The 15,762-nt window shown below is 31.0% G+C and carries 15 protein-coding genes; 5 read left to right on the plus strand and 10 right to left on the minus strand.

Going from position 1 to position 15,762, the window contains the following annotated elements; all coding sequences use genetic code 11:
• From ACGH47_RS10210 to ACGH47_RS10230, 5 genes are all read left to right on the plus strand, one after another.
• The coding region (locus tag ACGH47_RS10210; RefSeq protein WP_411623357.1) for a DUF2345 domain-containing protein at nucleotides 1-1,044 on the plus strand (1,044 nt) is incomplete at its 5' end.
• Nucleotides 1,045-1,072: 28 nt separating this feature from the next.
• On the plus strand, nucleotides 1,073-1,954 hold the full coding sequence (locus tag ACGH47_RS10215) for a hypothetical protein (protein WP_411623358.1): 882 nt from the start codon (nucleotides 1,073-1,075) through the stop codon (nucleotides 1,952-1,954).
• A 119-nt stretch (nucleotides 1,955-2,073) separates the two neighbouring features.
• Nucleotides 2,074-3,921, plus strand: a complete 1,848-nt coding sequence (locus ACGH47_RS10220) for a hypothetical protein (protein ID WP_411623359.1) — start codon at nucleotides 2,074-2,076, stop codon at nucleotides 3,919-3,921.
• Between the two features lie 88 nt (nucleotides 3,922-4,009).
• The gene (locus ACGH47_RS10225) at nucleotides 4,010-4,273 is read left to right on the plus strand and encodes a PAAR domain-containing protein (RefSeq protein ID WP_267378314.1); all 264 of its coding nucleotides are present in this window, start codon (nucleotides 4,010-4,012) and stop codon (nucleotides 4,271-4,273) included.
• A gap of 3 nt (nucleotides 4,274-4,276) precedes the next feature.
• Nucleotides 4,277-5,530: a hypothetical protein gene (locus tag ACGH47_RS10230; RefSeq protein ID WP_411623360.1), complete on the plus strand. Its 1,254-nt coding sequence runs from the start codon at nucleotides 4,277-4,279 to the stop codon at nucleotides 5,528-5,530.
• 188 nt (nucleotides 5,531-5,718) lie between these two features.
• On the opposite strand, the gene ACGH47_RS10235 is transcribed toward ACGH47_RS10230, so the two are convergent.
• The 10 genes from ACGH47_RS10235 to ACGH47_RS10280 all read right to left on the minus strand — a co-directional run bounded on the left by ACGH47_RS10235 (nucleotide 5,719) and on the right by ACGH47_RS10280 (nucleotide 15,752).
• Nucleotides 5,719-6,681, minus strand: a complete 963-nt coding sequence (locus tag ACGH47_RS10235) for a TrbM/KikA/MpfK family conjugal transfer protein (protein WP_411623361.1) — start codon at nucleotides 6,679-6,681, stop codon at nucleotides 5,719-5,721.
• A gap of 206 nt (nucleotides 6,682-6,887) precedes the next feature.
• Entirely contained in the window at nucleotides 6,888-7,325 is a 438-nt protein-coding gene (locus ACGH47_RS10240; protein WP_065559001.1) for a hypothetical protein, read from the minus strand.
• Nucleotides 7,306-8,319: a P-type DNA transfer ATPase VirB11 gene (virB11, locus tag ACGH47_RS10245; protein WP_081299148.1), complete on the minus strand. Its 1,014-nt coding sequence runs from the start codon at nucleotides 8,317-8,319 to the stop codon at nucleotides 7,306-7,308. Before virB11 ends, ACGH47_RS10240 begins: the two co-directional genes overlap by 20 nt.
• Complete coding sequence (locus ACGH47_RS10250) at nucleotides 8,316-9,416, minus strand: TrbI/VirB10 family protein (RefSeq protein ID WP_411623362.1); 1,101 nt, start codon at nucleotides 9,414-9,416, stop codon at nucleotides 8,316-8,318. Before ACGH47_RS10250 ends, virB11 begins: the two co-directional genes overlap by 4 nt.
• Before the next feature lie 9 nt (nucleotides 9,417-9,425).
• Nucleotides 9,426-10,298, minus strand: coding sequence for a P-type conjugative transfer protein VirB9 (gene virB9 / locus ACGH47_RS10255; RefSeq protein WP_267378325.1), 873 nt, complete (start codon nucleotides 10,296-10,298; stop codon nucleotides 9,426-9,428).
• Nucleotides 10,299-10,303: 5 nt separating this feature from the next.
• Nucleotides 10,304-11,002 carry a virB8 family protein gene (locus tag ACGH47_RS10260; RefSeq protein WP_267378327.1) on the minus strand — a complete coding sequence of 233 codons (699 nt, stop codon included), beginning with the start codon at nucleotides 11,000-11,002 and terminating at the stop codon, nucleotides 10,304-10,306.
• The gene (locus ACGH47_RS10265; protein ID WP_267409141.1) at nucleotides 11,003-11,155 is read right to left on the minus strand and encodes a hypothetical protein; all 153 of its coding nucleotides are present in this window, start codon (nucleotides 11,153-11,155) and stop codon (nucleotides 11,003-11,005) included.
• Nucleotides 11,152-12,021 (minus strand): type IV secretion system protein, encoded by an 870-nt coding sequence (locus tag ACGH47_RS10270; RefSeq protein WP_411623363.1) that lies wholly within the window; start codon nucleotides 12,019-12,021, stop codon nucleotides 11,152-11,154. Before ACGH47_RS10270 ends, ACGH47_RS10265 begins: the two co-directional genes overlap by 4 nt.
• 147 nt (nucleotides 12,022-12,168) lie before the next feature.
• On the minus strand, nucleotides 12,169-12,921 hold the full coding sequence (locus ACGH47_RS10275; RefSeq protein WP_267378332.1) for a type IV secretion system protein: 753 nt from the start codon (nucleotides 12,919-12,921) through the stop codon (nucleotides 12,169-12,171).
• A complete protein-coding gene (locus ACGH47_RS10280; RefSeq protein WP_411623364.1) occupies nucleotides 12,918-15,752 on the minus strand; it encodes a VirB3 family type IV secretion system protein in 2,835 nt (944 codons plus the stop codon). The genes ACGH47_RS10275 and ACGH47_RS10280 overlap by 4 nt, the downstream gene beginning before the upstream one ends.
• Nucleotides 15,753-15,762 lie beyond the last annotated feature (10 nt).

The raw sequence follows: 15,762 nt of genomic DNA on the forward strand, positions 1-15,762 counted from the left end.
AACAAACTGCGCATGGATGACAAACGTGGGCAAGAACATATCAAGCTTGCCACTGAGTACGGTAAAACCCAGCTCAATATTGGTCATTTAGTGGATAGCGAAAAACAAAAACGTGGTGAAGGCTTTGAGTTACGCACTGATGAATGGGGGGCTATACGAGCAGGTAAAGGGGTTTATATCACAACCTATAAGCGAGAGGGAAATCAAGGGGTCAAAAAAGCAAGCTTAGATGGAGATGAAACTTCAATTTTGTTAAAAACCGGATTGAGCGTATCAAAACGATTATCGAAACGTTCTGATAGTCATCGAGCAGGTATTCTTGAAGGTTCGGATACCTTAAATGAGTTTGTTAATTATACAGTAACTGGTATGAATGAAAATTTAGCTTTTACTCAACCAAGTATAGTGTTATCAAGTCCTAAAGGCATAGCCTCAGTAACACCTGACAGTATTTATCAATTTGCTGAACAAAATATTTTATTAACAAGTAAGCATGATACTAATATTGCAGCAAATAATTCAATTCATACCAGTGCTGGCAGGGAATTTTCTGTTTTTGCAAAACAAGATATTAAAATTTTTAGTGGTGAAGCAAAAGTACAATTACAGTCTCATAATGACAACATTGAAATTATTGCAGATAAAACGCTAACCATGACAAGTAATGATGACAAAATTAATATCAATGCGAAAATAGAGATAACAATTGCATGCGGTGGAGCCTATATTCGTATAGCCGATGGAAATATAGAATTGTATGCACCGGGTATTATTAAACATGGTGCACAATCTTATCCCTATACTGGTCCCCAAAAAATGTTACCAACACTCTATTCATTTCCTAAACAGCAACCCCAACCTCCTTATGTTAGACAATTTGTTTTAGTCGAGGAAGGCACTAACAAACCAATCATTAACCGAGAGTACCAAATTTTAAATAGATCCAATCAGGTTATAGCTGAAGGTAAAACTGATGTACAAGGTAAAACTCAAGTTGTGACATCGGGATATGAAGGAGATAACGTCACATTTAAATATAAATAAGCATTAAAAAGAAGCATAGGAGTTTTTTATGAATTGCATTGGAGCAACATCACTGACTTGTCAAGCTTCAAGTGGTGATAACACAATAGAAACGACAGTAATTGCAGGGACAAGGAAATTAGAAAATATTTTAATACGGCGCATTCCTCAAAGAGGAGCGTCAGCAGGTCATTATTGGATAGAAATTGTTCACAAGGATGAAGATGAAATGGATGCTTTTATAATAGAAGCTAAACAGCAAGGCTTAAAAGAAAAAGATTTAAAAATATTTAATAAAACGCCGACTAAAATAAACGGTTTCCGAGAAAGTTATGGTTGGTATCCAATATCCAGTAACCCTATTTACAATTTTAGTTTTACAGGCCTAGTTACTTTTAATTCTAGAGCTATAAAGAATGATGGTTGTCTAAATGGCGATCATGTTGATAGAAGAGTAGAAGACAAAAACCTTGAGCTAGATTATAAAATTGATCGAGATGCCGGTAGAAGCAAACCTGAGAATGATCTGTCAACAATTGCATTTGATTGCATGCAACATCGACGTTTTGATTTAGAAGAGCCTATTGATTTAACAACCAATCCTTACTTATTACCTGATGACTTGCGAACAGAAGAACAGGTAATAGAAAGTATTAGAAATTTTGCTCAAGAATTTGAAAAAAACGAAGAAGAATGGAGTTTCAATTTTGATGGTTTTGACGAAACAAATTGCCATACTCTATTGTTTTTACTACTAGCTAGTTGTGATTTAGCAGATCCTGATGGAATCGGGCAAGGTTTGGATAAACATTTCATAAAATATAAACAGTCTTTAGATTCTAAATCAGAACTTGATGAAAAATATGAAAATAGAAAAAAATTAATTGATAATTTGTTAAAAACATCGCAATCATTAAATAGTGATTATTAGGGTTATCAATTCTATATTTAAAAATAATTAAGGATTATATGAAAACTTCCCACAAAATAAATTTATTACTCTTAATAGTTAGCATAGCAATTATTAAATCAGTTTTTGCGGAGATAACAATGAAACAACAATTTGAAATTATAAATCAATTAAAAATACAAGCAATTGAACCAGATAAAATATACTACCAGATAGATTTTAATTACTTTAGTAGTAAAGAAAATAGTTTTCCTCAACAAAAATTATATTCCACGATTGATAATGCTTTGGATATTAATTATTCAAAAAATCCTATACCAGCACAAAAGATTGCACAGATTAAGTTAAATAATAATTATCAATATTATGATGTATTAAAACAAGATAGAAATATTATAGAAATCTTATACCCGACTGAAACTTTTCAAACTCTTGACGATGGTATCCATTATTATATTTTGGATAAAGATAATCGATTACAAAAGAAAGAAAACTTTAAAGATGTCTTTGAAGAACCATGCTACCTTCGTGTTGAAAAACTAAATGGAAAAGTGATTAGTATCCAAAAGCGGCCTATAAGTTCGATTAGCCATTTTAGTTATGATTACTGGCCTAATCAAAACCTAAAATACATTAAATTAGAAATATTTAATAATCAGAATAGTATGATCTATCTATCGGAAAAATTTTATGATGAAAACGGAAATAAGTTAAAAGGTAATCAGCATAATCTATTAACTCACCAAACCATGCGTTATACCGAAATCAACAAAGATCACATTAAACGTATTGAAGAATATTTTGATAATAACGGTATTATGACCAATCATGTGACTTATTTCGATAGATCTAAACCTTTTCCTCGACTTGAAAATAAGCAATTTGATAGTACAGGGAAAATAAACAAAATCACAGGTCATAAACCGAATGAAATATTTGATGATAGCGCAAATGATTTAGTAGAACCTTCCCCTTATAATACATTAATTATGGATGTTGAAAAAACTAGCGGGTTTTTGACAAGGAAATTATTTAAACGTACCTATGATATTGATACTACACAATGGGATAAGGAAGCAATAAACCGCGCCAAGTTTTTAGGAATTAAACCCAGCCAAACCTATTATACTAAATTGCCTTACACTTATTTTTCAGATGAGCGTTATAAAAATTTTCCTCATCAAAAGCCATTAACTTTAATTGAAGCCGAACATCAACTATCTAACGCAAAATACTATGATTTAATCAAATTTGAAGTGGGCGATAACTATCAATATAAAACAATTGTTCGAGAAAAGTGGCAACAAACAGCTATCACTTTACCGTTAGAACAATTTAAACCTCTTGAAAACGATATTTATTTTTTTGTTATAGATATTAACGGGCAATTGACCCAGTTAAAAAATATTGAACAAGCAGTTGCACAAAATAGTTACATACGTGTAGAAAAAGAGATGGGTAAGGTAGTTTCGATAGTAAAAAAAACACAGATTTATAAAGTATTAAATGAGTTTGAATATAAAGATAATAATTTAAAAAGTAGTAAATTTACTGTACTTAAAAGTGTCGTTCTCCCCCATTTTGTTATCGAGTCAAAATATGAAGATGAAAGAAATATTGTAACATATCAACAAATTAAAAACTCTCAAGGTATTATTATTAGAACTTATAATTATATTAATAATGACCAACTTATTGCCGTATCAGATCACTTTGATGATAACGGTATAAGAACTAATCATCTTGAGTTAAAATTAGATGAGTCATACGATAAAATTTATGAAAAAAATCAATTTGTTGATGAAAAAGGAAACTTGATAATCACTATTGATTATTCAGATAAGGAAAGTAAAGATAACTCAATTATTAAAGGTAGAAATACGCCTCAACCATACGATAAATTACCCTTTATTCCTGATATGTTTGAGGAAGTTATTTTTGATTGTTATTTAAAACAATTGAAAACTTTGAGAGACAACAATAATTGAAAAATAATAAACTTATTAAAATGAAAAATAACAATAACTTTTGTGTAGGACGAAATACGAACCTCATAAATTTAAAGGAAATAAAATAATGAGAAATGTTATACGATTAGGTGACTCAACAAGTCATGGCGGTAAAGTTATTTCTGCTTCTTCAACACTTCTAATTTTGAATAAGGGTGTTGCCAGACTTGGCGATATGGTAGCTTGTCCGATTAAAGGTCATGGTGTAAATCCAATTATAGAAGGAGATAGCTCTTTTATTGAAAATGGTAAACCTGTCGCTTTTCATGGACATAAAACAGCATGTGGTTGCTGTTTAATCTCTTCACTTGACAACTTTGGAAAAGAATAAATTATGCCTATCGATTTAAATTTATTACCTAAACCTTTGACTTTGAAAAAAGGGTTGTCTCGTCTATTTTGGTGCATTACCTTAGTAGTATTTATAATCATTAGCGTGATTTTAATTTGCTTAAATCAACCAAATTATAGGATCGGAATTGAGCATATCATCATTGCGGTTATTTTTGCTTTTATAGGTTGGATAATACTATTATTAATATCATTGTTATTTCGTGGCTATAAAGAGTTCTATGTTGAAGGTTGGAATAAATTACGTGAAGATCGAAAACAAGAATTAATTGAATTTGGTCAAAAACCGGTTTATGTCATTTTTAATCAATTACATTCTGAATTCGGTGATGAAGATCATGCACAAGCCTTGATAAATGGTTTGCTATCCATTGACGCAAAAACAGCTTTACCATCCAGTGATTATAATAATCCTATTATCCATTCAAGATTCAAATTTAACAATCTGAAAAATAGTGATTTTAGTCTTAAAATAGATGAACTATTTAATGAATTACAAGAAGTTATTTTTATTTTAAATAGTAAAGTGTTCCAAAAAAAACAGAAGCATATTAGAATTTTTATCGATGTGCCTATCTCCTCTGAATTAATCAAACTAAGTTGGGAAAAAAAACTAGGTTTAACCTCTTTTTTTGACTCTTGGAGCGTAGTTGATGTAAAAGAGAGCTCCATATTTTTAGATAGTTGGTTAGATAATTCTGAGAATAACGATCATATATTATGTTGTATAAGTCTACATTTGTATGATTTTCCTCATTCATATAGTTCTGAGGCGATGACAAGTATGATTTGCCTAGGAAAAAATATTTTCCAATCTGATAGTACTATCCAATATATACGTGAAAATAAATTAACAGTTGCTGCTTTGCATCGTACACAAGAAAGCGATAATCTCGATGATACACTTGAATATGCAGAACTATGGGGTGATTTTAATATTGAAGAAGGTAATCAACATCCAATTGGTGCCATATGGTTAAACAAATTAACATCTGATATTAATGTGCGTGTTTTATCTCGATATGTTGATAAGGCTTGCTCTATTGACAACATTTATCATATCAATACAACATTTGGCATTCCAGGTGAGTGTGATTATTGGGTGGGTTTAGCATTTGCTATTGAACACGCTTCATTTATTAATGAAAAACAATTAGTTATTGGAGAAAAACAAAATAGGTTTCATGCAACGATTATTGAAGGAATAGATATTGAAAAAGAAAATAATATATTATAAATATTTTTTATCGAGTTGAAAAACACGTATTAATAAAAGTGTAGTAAGAAGTTAAAACCAACAAAGTTAATCCTTAGTGTTAAGGATTAACTTTTTAGTTTTCATTAACAGTCATTATCAATTTTTGGTTGTTTAAATTGAAAGTTTGCTGTTTATATTTTCATGTCAGAAATCATTTAAAATTTAGCTTAATTTTCATCTTTCCAACATTTTTTGGTAATTGGGTAATGTTTAAAATAACCATAACCAAAATTTATTTTTTCCATATGCCCTTTATTTCCTTGACTCTTCCATGCATCATATTCTTTTTTCGGATTTTTACCTCTAATTATTATCGCACTGTAACCTCGTCGCCAATCTTTGTTTGAGTAATAGGTTCCATCACAATGATAGGTAGGTAGTTTGATATCAGAATAGGCATGGTTGGCTAATGCTTCACAGTAATCTGGTAATTTTGCAATGGTTCTTATACTATCCCCTTTTTTATCTTGCAAGTTGTTTAATTCGTCAGCTGTACAATCTGTTTTTTGGTTTGGAATAATATCGTTGACTAGGTTATTTAAATTTTGGTCATCATTATCAACCGGACACATTGCTAAAAAAGATTTTCTTGCTGTTAGCGTTTTTGTCCAATTGAAAATCCCTCTGGTAATTACTTTTATTGAGAAGAATTTTTTAAGATAAGATGTACATTCACTCGGCCTTGTTACTGAAGATAAACATAAAATAACACCACAAGCTAGTGCTTGGTCATTAGAAAGATCTTTTTGGTTTATATTAAATCGATTTTTTTTGTCATTAGTAAAATGAGTCAGGTTATCTGATATTCCCACGTTTTCGCGATAGTTTATATCGTTTGTGTTAGCAGGACTTGAGCTTGTAACTATTTTTGATTCTTTAGTTTCGGCAAGCCTATCGATTATACTTCTGTCATCTTCTTTTAAAGATGGGTTGTTTTTTTCAATGAGTTGTATTTTCTCTTTTAGATCGCTAGCTTTGAGCTGATCTGTTGGCGATATATGTTCTTTTGACATAATTGTTTTATATTCAAACCGGTATCTATCTAAGTCTTCTTTTTCATCAGCAAAACTGTTTAATGAAAAAAAAGCAGTCAATATGATAATTGTCTTGAAATAGTTTATTTTTTTCATAATATTACCTGCTTTTATAGTAATTGAATGTTATCAATTTCGTTTTTTGATATACATTTGTGTTTCATTGTTTTGTTCATTGAATAACATCTTTTAATACGCTTATTATTCGTTATTTTTAGATGTTATCGCTGGTTTTATTTAGTTTTATTATTTTATTGTTTTCCTATTCCCATGTTATTTTTTAATAACATATGTTTTAAATTTTATTTTGATTTTACAATCTTATCCCCCTGTTTTCCTGAAAATATAAATGTGACAAATTCATTTTTATCAACCATTTCTTCTGTTACAAATTGGCATTTAATCCCTATTTTTCTGAAATAATTTTCATAGAGATAAATATTTTTTTTGTTGCCAATTATTTTTATTGAATCGGCATGAGTTGCTAAAAAAATGACAGTTATTTTGTCTGACTCTTTAATTGGCTCGCCTACTACAGTATAAATCACTGATTTATCTTTAAAGTCCTTTATAATTTGTTCATTAGGTGATAGTCGACTTGTCGGATATCGAAATAGTTGATCTTGATATACAGATTTATAGTTGTCACTATTCAATTTAGGTGGTTTAGGTGGATTTGAACAACCTGTTAGGTATCCTATTAATATAATTAATAACCCTTTAATTAAATAACTTTTCATAATCGACATCCTTAAAATAGACTTCTGTAATTTTTCTTGAACCAGAAAAAGCTGACATTTGAATGACTACATCAATTGATAACCCTATCATTTTGGCAACAGTTTTATCACTTAATCCCACGGCTTTAGGATTTTCCATTACATTAGTCACCATTTTTTGAAAAGTCATTTCAACTGTAGGTGAATGATAAGAACATAGTGTTCCATTGTGGCCACTACCAATTACTTTGATGAGATCTAAGGCGACTTGATCTCGTATTTCAGCCAGTAGAATTCTGGTTGGTTTTAATCGTAAACATGCTTTTAGTAATTTTGATGGCGTTACCGGATCTTCTTCTTTGTATTGGCTATCATAGAAAAGTTGGGCATAGTTACCATGATTAAAAAAGGCTAACTCTTCTGTATCTTCGATAGATATTAACCGTGCATTTAATGGTATAAACTCCATTAAGCTTTTCATAAAGGTCGTTTTTCCCGATCCTGTTTCACCACAAAAAATGATGTTTTTACCTACAGCTACGGCTTTTTTTATAAAATCGACGAAATTTCTGCTAAGATAAAGTTCTTTTAACTCTTCATCATCTCTACTTTTATCACCAAATGCTTTGATATCATTAAATAAACCTTGTTCAACATACTTTTGATACGGTACATTGGTTTTATGATTTTTTCGGATATCTACAATTAAGTTTTTAGATGCGGGTGCATAAACTAATTGTATTCTTTCACCACTGATTAATGTCCCACTTAAAAAGGGGTTAGTTTCACCTAATTTTGTATTATTGTAATTTGCCGCGGTCGTCGCAAAAGATTGTAAAAGTGAACCTGGTTTTTTTATATCGTTTTCAATCGATTCTTTTTTTATCCATTCATCGTCAGTGGTTTCAACCCACAATGCACCATCAGGATTGACACAAATTTCTTTTATTTTCGGATCTGATAGGTATTTTCCAAATAAAACTTCTGTATTTTCCCAAAAAATAGTATTCATCATTTTCTGTACTCTAATTTATAAACATCACTAAAATCAATATCTTGGTTAGTGTAAATACCAACACTATCACCATGATTACGATATATTGTTGGTGGAATATCAACATTTTTCTCAATTATCGATTTAGCAACATCCGTTCCACCTTGAGTGGTATTATTTAAATCAGTAAAAGTGTGTTCTTTTTGTAATCGTGATGCAGCAGCACTTGACAGATCACTCATCAAAGAAACTAACACAGCATTACCAAAACGAGTCCAAAAATGATTATCAACCCAACCACTAATACCTTGGCCACCTAATACATCACTCGCCCCTGAATCAATTCTTATTATTAAATTATTGGGTGTTCTGATCTCTTCCCATAAAACAAACACTCTATCGTCACCTTGATTAACACTGGCTCGTCTGAAGGCTCCATTAACTATTGAACCCTTTTCTATAAGTAAGGTCGTACCATTTGCCGAATAAACATCATCACTGATAATGCATCCAACATCACCACTAATTTGGCTAATCAATGCTGTTCTTAATGAGCATTTAATAAATGTTCCCCTATAAATTGATAAATTAGGGTTAAGTTTTAATACTTCCGCTTTAACAATTTTGGTACTTTGTTTGTTTTTTTCGTTATCACCAGAACTTTGTTGTTGAGGTGTTGGTTGAACTATTGGTTGGGTTTCTTGTTGTTTTACATTGTTATCATCACCTTTAGCTAATCCGAAACGCCCTTTTATAATTATGGGTTTTGATGGTATTTCAATTTCATTTGGGTCTGAATCTTCTGAATCAATCCCACTTTCTGGATCATTCGGGGATAAAAGATTATCAGGATTTCTAGCATTTCTTGTAATATTAAATGGTCTATTATCAACAGTAACAACTTCGGGCTCGGAGTTTTGTCTATCAGGTTGTATTGATCTTTTAAGCGATAAAATTCCCCTCGCTAACAAAAATAACACAATAGCGATGATAACCATCAACATGAAGATTGTTTTAAATGATATTCCTTTTGATTTTTTCTCATTTTTCAATTCATCAGCGATATTCGATTTCAAATTTTCTTCATTTGACTCCATATTATTTTGATTGACACTCATTTTCTATCCTTACTGGTTGATCACTCTGATTACGTTATCGCTTATTGTTGTTTTATATTCTGGTTTATAGGTTCCGTAAGACTGATTAAAAATCCCGACAACCTTGTTACCATTTCTTAAAATTAATTTTTCTGCCACTTTATGAACTACTAACGTTCGGTAATTATTTAATACATCGGCTCGCATATTGTAGGTGAGCATTTCTTCTGATTTATTTTTATTCACCAAAAATACACTTGGGATCTCTTTTTCATTGGAAAACCCTAAAAAGGTTAGTATGCCATCATCATAAACAAAATCCGGTACAATACTTTCACTTCCTTTATTAACAGATTTGTAATAATTCCAGTTCACAGGTGTACTTAACTTGCCTAATGATTTTGTTATAAGCTGTTTGTTTTTCTCTTCTTGATATATTTTTGCTTTTCTTATATTTTCATTTTTTATGGCTAAGGCTCTATCCTTCGGATAATTAAAGCGTACAATAAAAGAGTTATTATCTTGTTTTTCATCTATCATTAATTGGAATGAGTATTCCCTTCTATCCGTAATCACAATTAAATTAGTATTCCAATCTGGTGATGAAGGTTTATAAAAAGTCCCTTCCCCATTGTCGATAGGTTTGGGCATAATGATTAAATAATTATTTTGTATTTTATGTTGCCAACCCTCTTCAAAACCTGTGGTTACATATTGTATGTATTCATTATCTGAAAATTTTATAGTTGTGGTGTAACCATCTACCGCAATGATTTTAGTTACATCATCATTATTATAGTCAAGCTCTCGAACACGATAATCAAAATTAGATTTTGGGGGATCGGTTTCGGAATATGCATTAAACGTGATTAAAACTATTAGAAATGTAATCAGCTTTTTCATTAAAATTACCTATTTTCTGTATCAACGGTGTAAGATAAAATTTGAAATCCTAACGGATTGGATGTTCTATGATTTAACGCTAGTGATAAATTTGGTTTATAGTCATACGCTATGGTAGCAAAGATTCTTTTGCTCACTCTTTCATTGTTAGCTAGGTTTACCCTAGTCAATTCTGCCCGTGCAATAGCAGTCTTCGTGTTAGTCTCTCCTTCACTTACCCCCAAATTTATAGACAAAATTTTTACTTCGATAGCATAACCATCCCCATACAATTTGTAGGGTGCATTATCTGCGTTAAATAAGCCGATGTACTGCCGATTAACATTTGCTGATCCATATAATTGCACTCTTTCATAATCTTGTTGAAGAGTTTCATAAACATATTTTTCACGTAATTCAATATAATGGGCTATCCAAAATCGATCGAGTGCTTCATCAGGGGTAAAGGATTGATCCGTTAAGGATGGAATAATATCGGTATAGCCTGTATTGTTATCGACTCGAATAACATAGGGTTGAGTCTCCTTCAGTGGTAATAAAAATGCAAATGACCCCGTTAACACTAGCGAATATAAGATAAAAATACTTGCCACTATCCATGCTAATTTTTTAGATTTTTCCTGATTCTGAATAATATTTTTTTCAAAAGTTAGACTTTCTTTTGTAAGTTCATCTATAACATGTATACTTTTTTTGTCTGACATTTACTTCGCCTTTATATTTTCTATTAGTTGATAAGTAATAATGTCACTGTTTACCGCTTGTAATTGGTTATTTTCTAGAGGAACAGTATTTTTTCTTTTAACACAGCCAACTACTAACGTTAATAAAAATAGAGAAATTATCATTTTTTTCATTTTTTGCTTACCTTATCTTTTAATTTTTTTAATGCTTGTACTGCTTTTTGAGCATTTGCCATATTGAAGGTATTAGATGCATCCATGAGAGAGCCACATGTAAATCCTGTGATTGATTCGGCTAATCTTTTTACATCTGACATAATGTAATAAAAGAAAATAGCAAAGAGTACACATGCGCCTGAGGCTATTGAAGCGGACAAACTTTTAAAAGTTTCAGTGTCGGATATTGTTTTTACAAATGATGACATTATCGACATCATCATCCCTGCTAACATCATACTGACCATTGAACCTACTACAGAAGATAACCATCCTTCAAATACTTTTTTCGTACTTTGAAACGATAACGATAAAATTGCTAGCGGTGTAAAGAGCAATGCTAAAGCTAAAATGATTTGTGCTGTCAATAACATAAAAAGACAGCTACCAGCCATAATAAAAAAGCCAGCCCAAAATAGTACTAATATAAATGGTTGTACAAAGATGCTTGTATCATCTATGATTGGGGAAATTGTCTTATTATACTCATCTGTCAGTCCATCTAGCTGTGCTATTGCACCTCCTTTTATTATCAAAATCTTTTTAACTTCGTCTACAATATCTAATATAGTTTTTATCCAACCTGATGCGTCAAAAGCAATGGTTGTCACAATAGATACTATTAATATTTTCTGATAGCTCTCTGCTATCACAAAGGCCTTGTTCCCTATAGCAATATCAATACACTTAAACGTAACCCATAACAGCATAATTGATCCAAATATTTCACTAATTGCATCAAGTAATTCGGTTATATTAGGGGCTTTAACTTGCTCAAGCGTTGTATCAACTAGTGTTTGTAGCGAACTAAATACTCCAGCCATCTGAAGATATCTCCCGTCTTATTCGACTTTTTCCAACAACAATCAGGCATTCCTTAAATTTTTTAAAATAATATTGATATCTATATTGTTAACAATAATAAATAGCAAAATGATAAAGAATACCTAATCTAACTTTATTTAGAGTTTTTAAAAACCATCAAAACTAACGATATTTTTATTTTTTCTTTTCAGCTCATTTTCCAAACGTTGAAATGCTTCAGTACTCGGACGTAAATTGAGTTCTTTTCTAATTTTTTCCTTTTGTTTATCGATTAACATTTGATTGGATTGGAATTGTTTTTGTGTAAGTTCTAATTTTCGATCTAATAATTCTAATTGATTGTTAAATACTGTGATTTCATTATTGATATCTGTACTGTTTTTAACAGTATCAGATTGTGATACTTCATCAGCTAGTTTTCCTATTTTTTCCGAAATGACATTTATTTGTTCATTGACTTTTTCCATCGCAATATAGTTAGCCGCTAAGTTCAAATTCTCTGATTTACAAAGATTAACCAATTCTTTATGGTTATTTACACATCGACCATTAAGGTCCAGTTTTGAAGCTAATGCATTAGATTCTTTTGAAAATTTTCCACTAACTATTGAGTCATAGTTAGGCATAATTTTATCAATTGAACTAATATCCTTGACCAATGTTTTGACATTGAAATTTTTAACTTGATCTTTCACACCGCTTAAAGTACCTAGTTGAGCCTGACCTAAAGTAAGATTACTATTATGGAAGCTGTTTGTTGATTGCCATTGTTGTAGTTTTTCTTGCCACTCATTGAGTGCTCTTATACTGGCTGCGCCATCAAATACAGGAACACCTCCAGATAATGCGTTATAAGATATAAAGCATAAACTTAACATTAATAATTTTGTTTTTTTCATTGTTTCCTCTCCCTTTCTTGATTCATATTTTCAGCTTGTAATAATTGACCTAATTTTTTAATCCAGATTTGAGCGTCATCTGTTTCTGCTATTAGTTTATCGGCGACTGCTCGTTCTGATGAACCAATGCTCAATATACGTAAATTCTCACCTAGGCAACCTAAATTTAATCGACAAACGATACTTTCAGGTTTTCCGGTATCGACACTGGTTTTTTTCACTAAAAATTCTCTATCTGCTTTTTTCAAAGTCTTTAGCAATTGAAACTCTTTTTCAGTAAATTTTAGACGTTCAATAAAATAATCTTCCCGATATACTTTTTCTGGCATAACTATTTTAGTTTCTGTCTGTGTTAATAGTACTTTGTATGTTTTGGTATGTTCAATCGAAGTCAGATCTTGTGTTGCCCCACCAATAAATCCTTGTAGTTTACGGATAACCCTAAACAGATCGTCGATCATGTTGTCAACCGTAGGACATTCTGCATATTTTTGTATTTCGTCGATAAAAACACCAATCCGTTGACCATTTAATAACAATTTTATTTTGTGGAGAATGTAAAACATTAACGGATCCAAGATTTCCTTATCATCTAAAAACTCTGTGCCATCAATGCCAAAAGTATTGTATTTTTCGATATCAAGATCATCTATTTCATTATCAAATACCCAACCTAAAAAACCATTTCGGCTCCATTTTTGCAGTCTTTCATGAATTGATTTTTCTCGTTTATCCTCTGCCTGCTCTATGTCCAATGTTTGAAGTAATAAAGAAATACCAAAACTTCTTTTGCTTCTTTCTCGGGACATGACTTGATTAACGGCTCTATATATCTCTTTATCTTGTAATACAGATACAGGACCACCGTCTAATGAGCAAAGTAGTTTAATAAATGAAACTAAAAAATTAATGTTTTCTTGCGTGCTTTCAAGCGCAAAAGGATTTAGATTGGTATTGAAACCTTTTCTGAGACTAATGTATTTTCCACCTAAGGCTAACATATGCATTTGAACAGCCCTATCTTTATCAAAATAGATAAATCTAAATTTTTTGGTTTGTTCTAATACATTGGTTTTAAACGATGTTGGACTATTAAATTTTAAACTTTGTTCCAATATCCAGGATGCAAGAACTGTTTTACCGGCACCTGTTCCACCAATGATCATAAAATTACCGACTAGATCTTTACCCAAATCATTAGTAAATGCGTTTTCTTCATGAATATTGAAATAATAGGGTTGTCCGCTTCTAGTTTGTAATACCGTTAGCGCGTCTCCCCAACAATTGCCGATTCGTTTACCAGCTAAAAAATTGTGTAATCCTGTTGTTCCTGCAAAATTTTTACTGGTGATTTCAACAACGCGTGTTCGATATTTAAAATTTGAAGGCAACTGCGCAAAGAAATTAGGTTTTAATGATATTGTGCTATCTTGTGCAATAAACCCTTTATTATTTAGCGATTGTATAATTTCTTTTGATTGATTTTGTACTTGCTCAAAAGAATTGGCACGGATAAATACATTAAAATGGTATTCTCCAATTGAAATATTGCCACTTGCTAAATCATCAATAAATAAATCAAGGGTCAATACTTGTGAAACACCATCATCGTTTGATGATTCAAATTGATTTTTCTTCCTTTTTATTAAATCCACTCCTTTTTTGGCTGATAAAATAGAAAAGGATTGCGTTATACAAATATCTATCGGTAAAGCGAGAAGAAAATCAAAGATACCTTGATTGGTTTCGTTAGAATAAGTTTTTATTTCAACGCATTTTATATATTTAGTTTGATTATTTGACTTTGCGATAACTGTCTGTTCACCAAAATAATAATCAGACGTGGCTAATAGGTTGGATAACCTTGTCGGTTCGATTATTATCGGTCGATCAATACCACTTAATATTAAGTTATATAATTCAATCAATTCTGAATAAACATAGTCATTTTTGCTATATAACCCTAGTCGCCTTGAGCCAAATTCAGATAATCCTTTATCAAATCTGAAACAGAGATCTTTCATTTGTAATAAGTTATTATCAATGAAATCCTGTTTTTCTTTGACATTAATCGATTTTTTCCCTATCAATTTTGTAATTATACTGGTAATGAAGCTATCTGCTTTATCTTGTAAATCCGCGCCTTTCATCACCAAAGAAACATAAATAAAAGTCTCTTTATTTTGCTGACTTTTTAGGTAATCGAGATATCGATTATTATTTTCTTCAGCAAACCAAAACCCCGTAAAATCACCGCCTATTTTGATATCTGTATTTTTTTTGATGACATTTACATATATTGCTATGTTTTCATTTGAAAATGAGCGAATAAAATTATCAAGTTCATTTTTTCTGATATCAAGTTCATCATCACCTTTTGTTTCAAAGGAAATACCTTTTACTTCCCATGTCGCCACTAAATCACCATTTTTGTTAATAATAATGTGATTATCGATATGACTTGAGTAAGGTATGTTTTTTTCGATAGTTGAAAAATGTTTTAAATTAATATTATTATCCACTTTTATTGCCCGATAAGACGATGATGTTACATAATCTATATTATTGCCATATAGCTTTTTACTTTGTGACAAACTGGCCGTTCCGCTTGAAACCAATAATTTCTTTCCCAATATAGAAAAAAACATTTCATCCTTTTTATTTAAAGCAACACAGGTAATAAAAAGAAAAATACCTAAACCGACAAAAAAGTATGAAATAAACATACATAACATAACAGTTAACCATGCAATAAATATGATTAACTGCAATGGTAATCCTAATATTAATGCAGGTCTGGTTAATGCCTTGTATAAAATATCTTTTTCCATTTATTTGACA

Source organism: Gilliamella sp. CG16, from assembly GCF_046635785.1.
GTDB classification, from domain to species: Bacteria; Pseudomonadota; Gammaproteobacteria; order Enterobacterales; family Orbaceae; genus Gilliamella; species Gilliamella apicola_I.

Coding starts and splice junctions, on each gene's coding strand:
- ACGH47_RS10215 (WP_411623358.1), top strand. CDS start 1,073: ATGAATTGCATTGGAGCAACATCACTGACTTGTCAAGCTTCAAGTGGT.
- ACGH47_RS10220 (WP_411623359.1), top strand. CDS start 2,074: ATGAAACAACAATTTGAAATTATAAATCAATTAAAAATACAAGCAATT.
- ACGH47_RS10225 (WP_267378314.1), top strand. CDS start 4,010: ATGAGAAATGTTATACGATTAGGTGACTCAACAAGTCATGGCGGTAAA.
- ACGH47_RS10230 (WP_411623360.1), top strand. CDS start 4,277: ATGCCTATCGATTTAAATTTATTACCTAAACCTTTGACTTTGAAAAAA.
- ACGH47_RS10235 (WP_411623361.1), bottom strand. CDS start 6,681: ATGAAAAAAATAAACTATTTCAAGACAATTATCATATTGACTGCTTTT.
- ACGH47_RS10240 (WP_065559001.1), bottom strand. CDS start 7,325: ATGAAAAGTTATTTAATTAAAGGGTTATTAATTATATTAATAGGATAC.
- virB11 (WP_081299148.1), bottom strand. CDS start 8,319: ATGATGAATACTATTTTTTGGGAAAATACAGAAGTTTTATTTGGAAAA.
- ACGH47_RS10250 (WP_411623362.1), bottom strand. CDS start 9,416: ATGAGTGTCAATCAAAATAATATGGAGTCAAATGAAGAAAATTTGAAA.
- virB9 (WP_267378325.1), bottom strand. CDS start 10,298: ATGAAAAAGCTGATTACATTTCTAATAGTTTTAATCACGTTTAATGCA.
- ACGH47_RS10260 (WP_267378327.1), bottom strand. CDS start 11,002: ATGTCAGACAAAAAAAGTATACATGTTATAGATGAACTTACAAAAGAA.
- ACGH47_RS10265 (WP_267409141.1), bottom strand. CDS start 11,155: ATGAAAAAAATGATAATTTCTCTATTTTTATTAACGTTAGTAGTTGGC.
- ACGH47_RS10270 (WP_411623363.1), bottom strand. CDS start 12,021: ATGGCTGGAGTATTTAGTTCGCTACAAACACTAGTTGATACAACGCTT.
- ACGH47_RS10275 (WP_267378332.1), bottom strand. CDS start 12,921: ATGAAAAAAACAAAATTATTAATGTTAAGTTTATGCTTTATATCTTAT.
- ACGH47_RS10280 (WP_411623364.1), bottom strand. CDS start 15,752: ATGGAAAAAGATATTTTATACAAGGCATTAACCAGACCTGCATTAATA.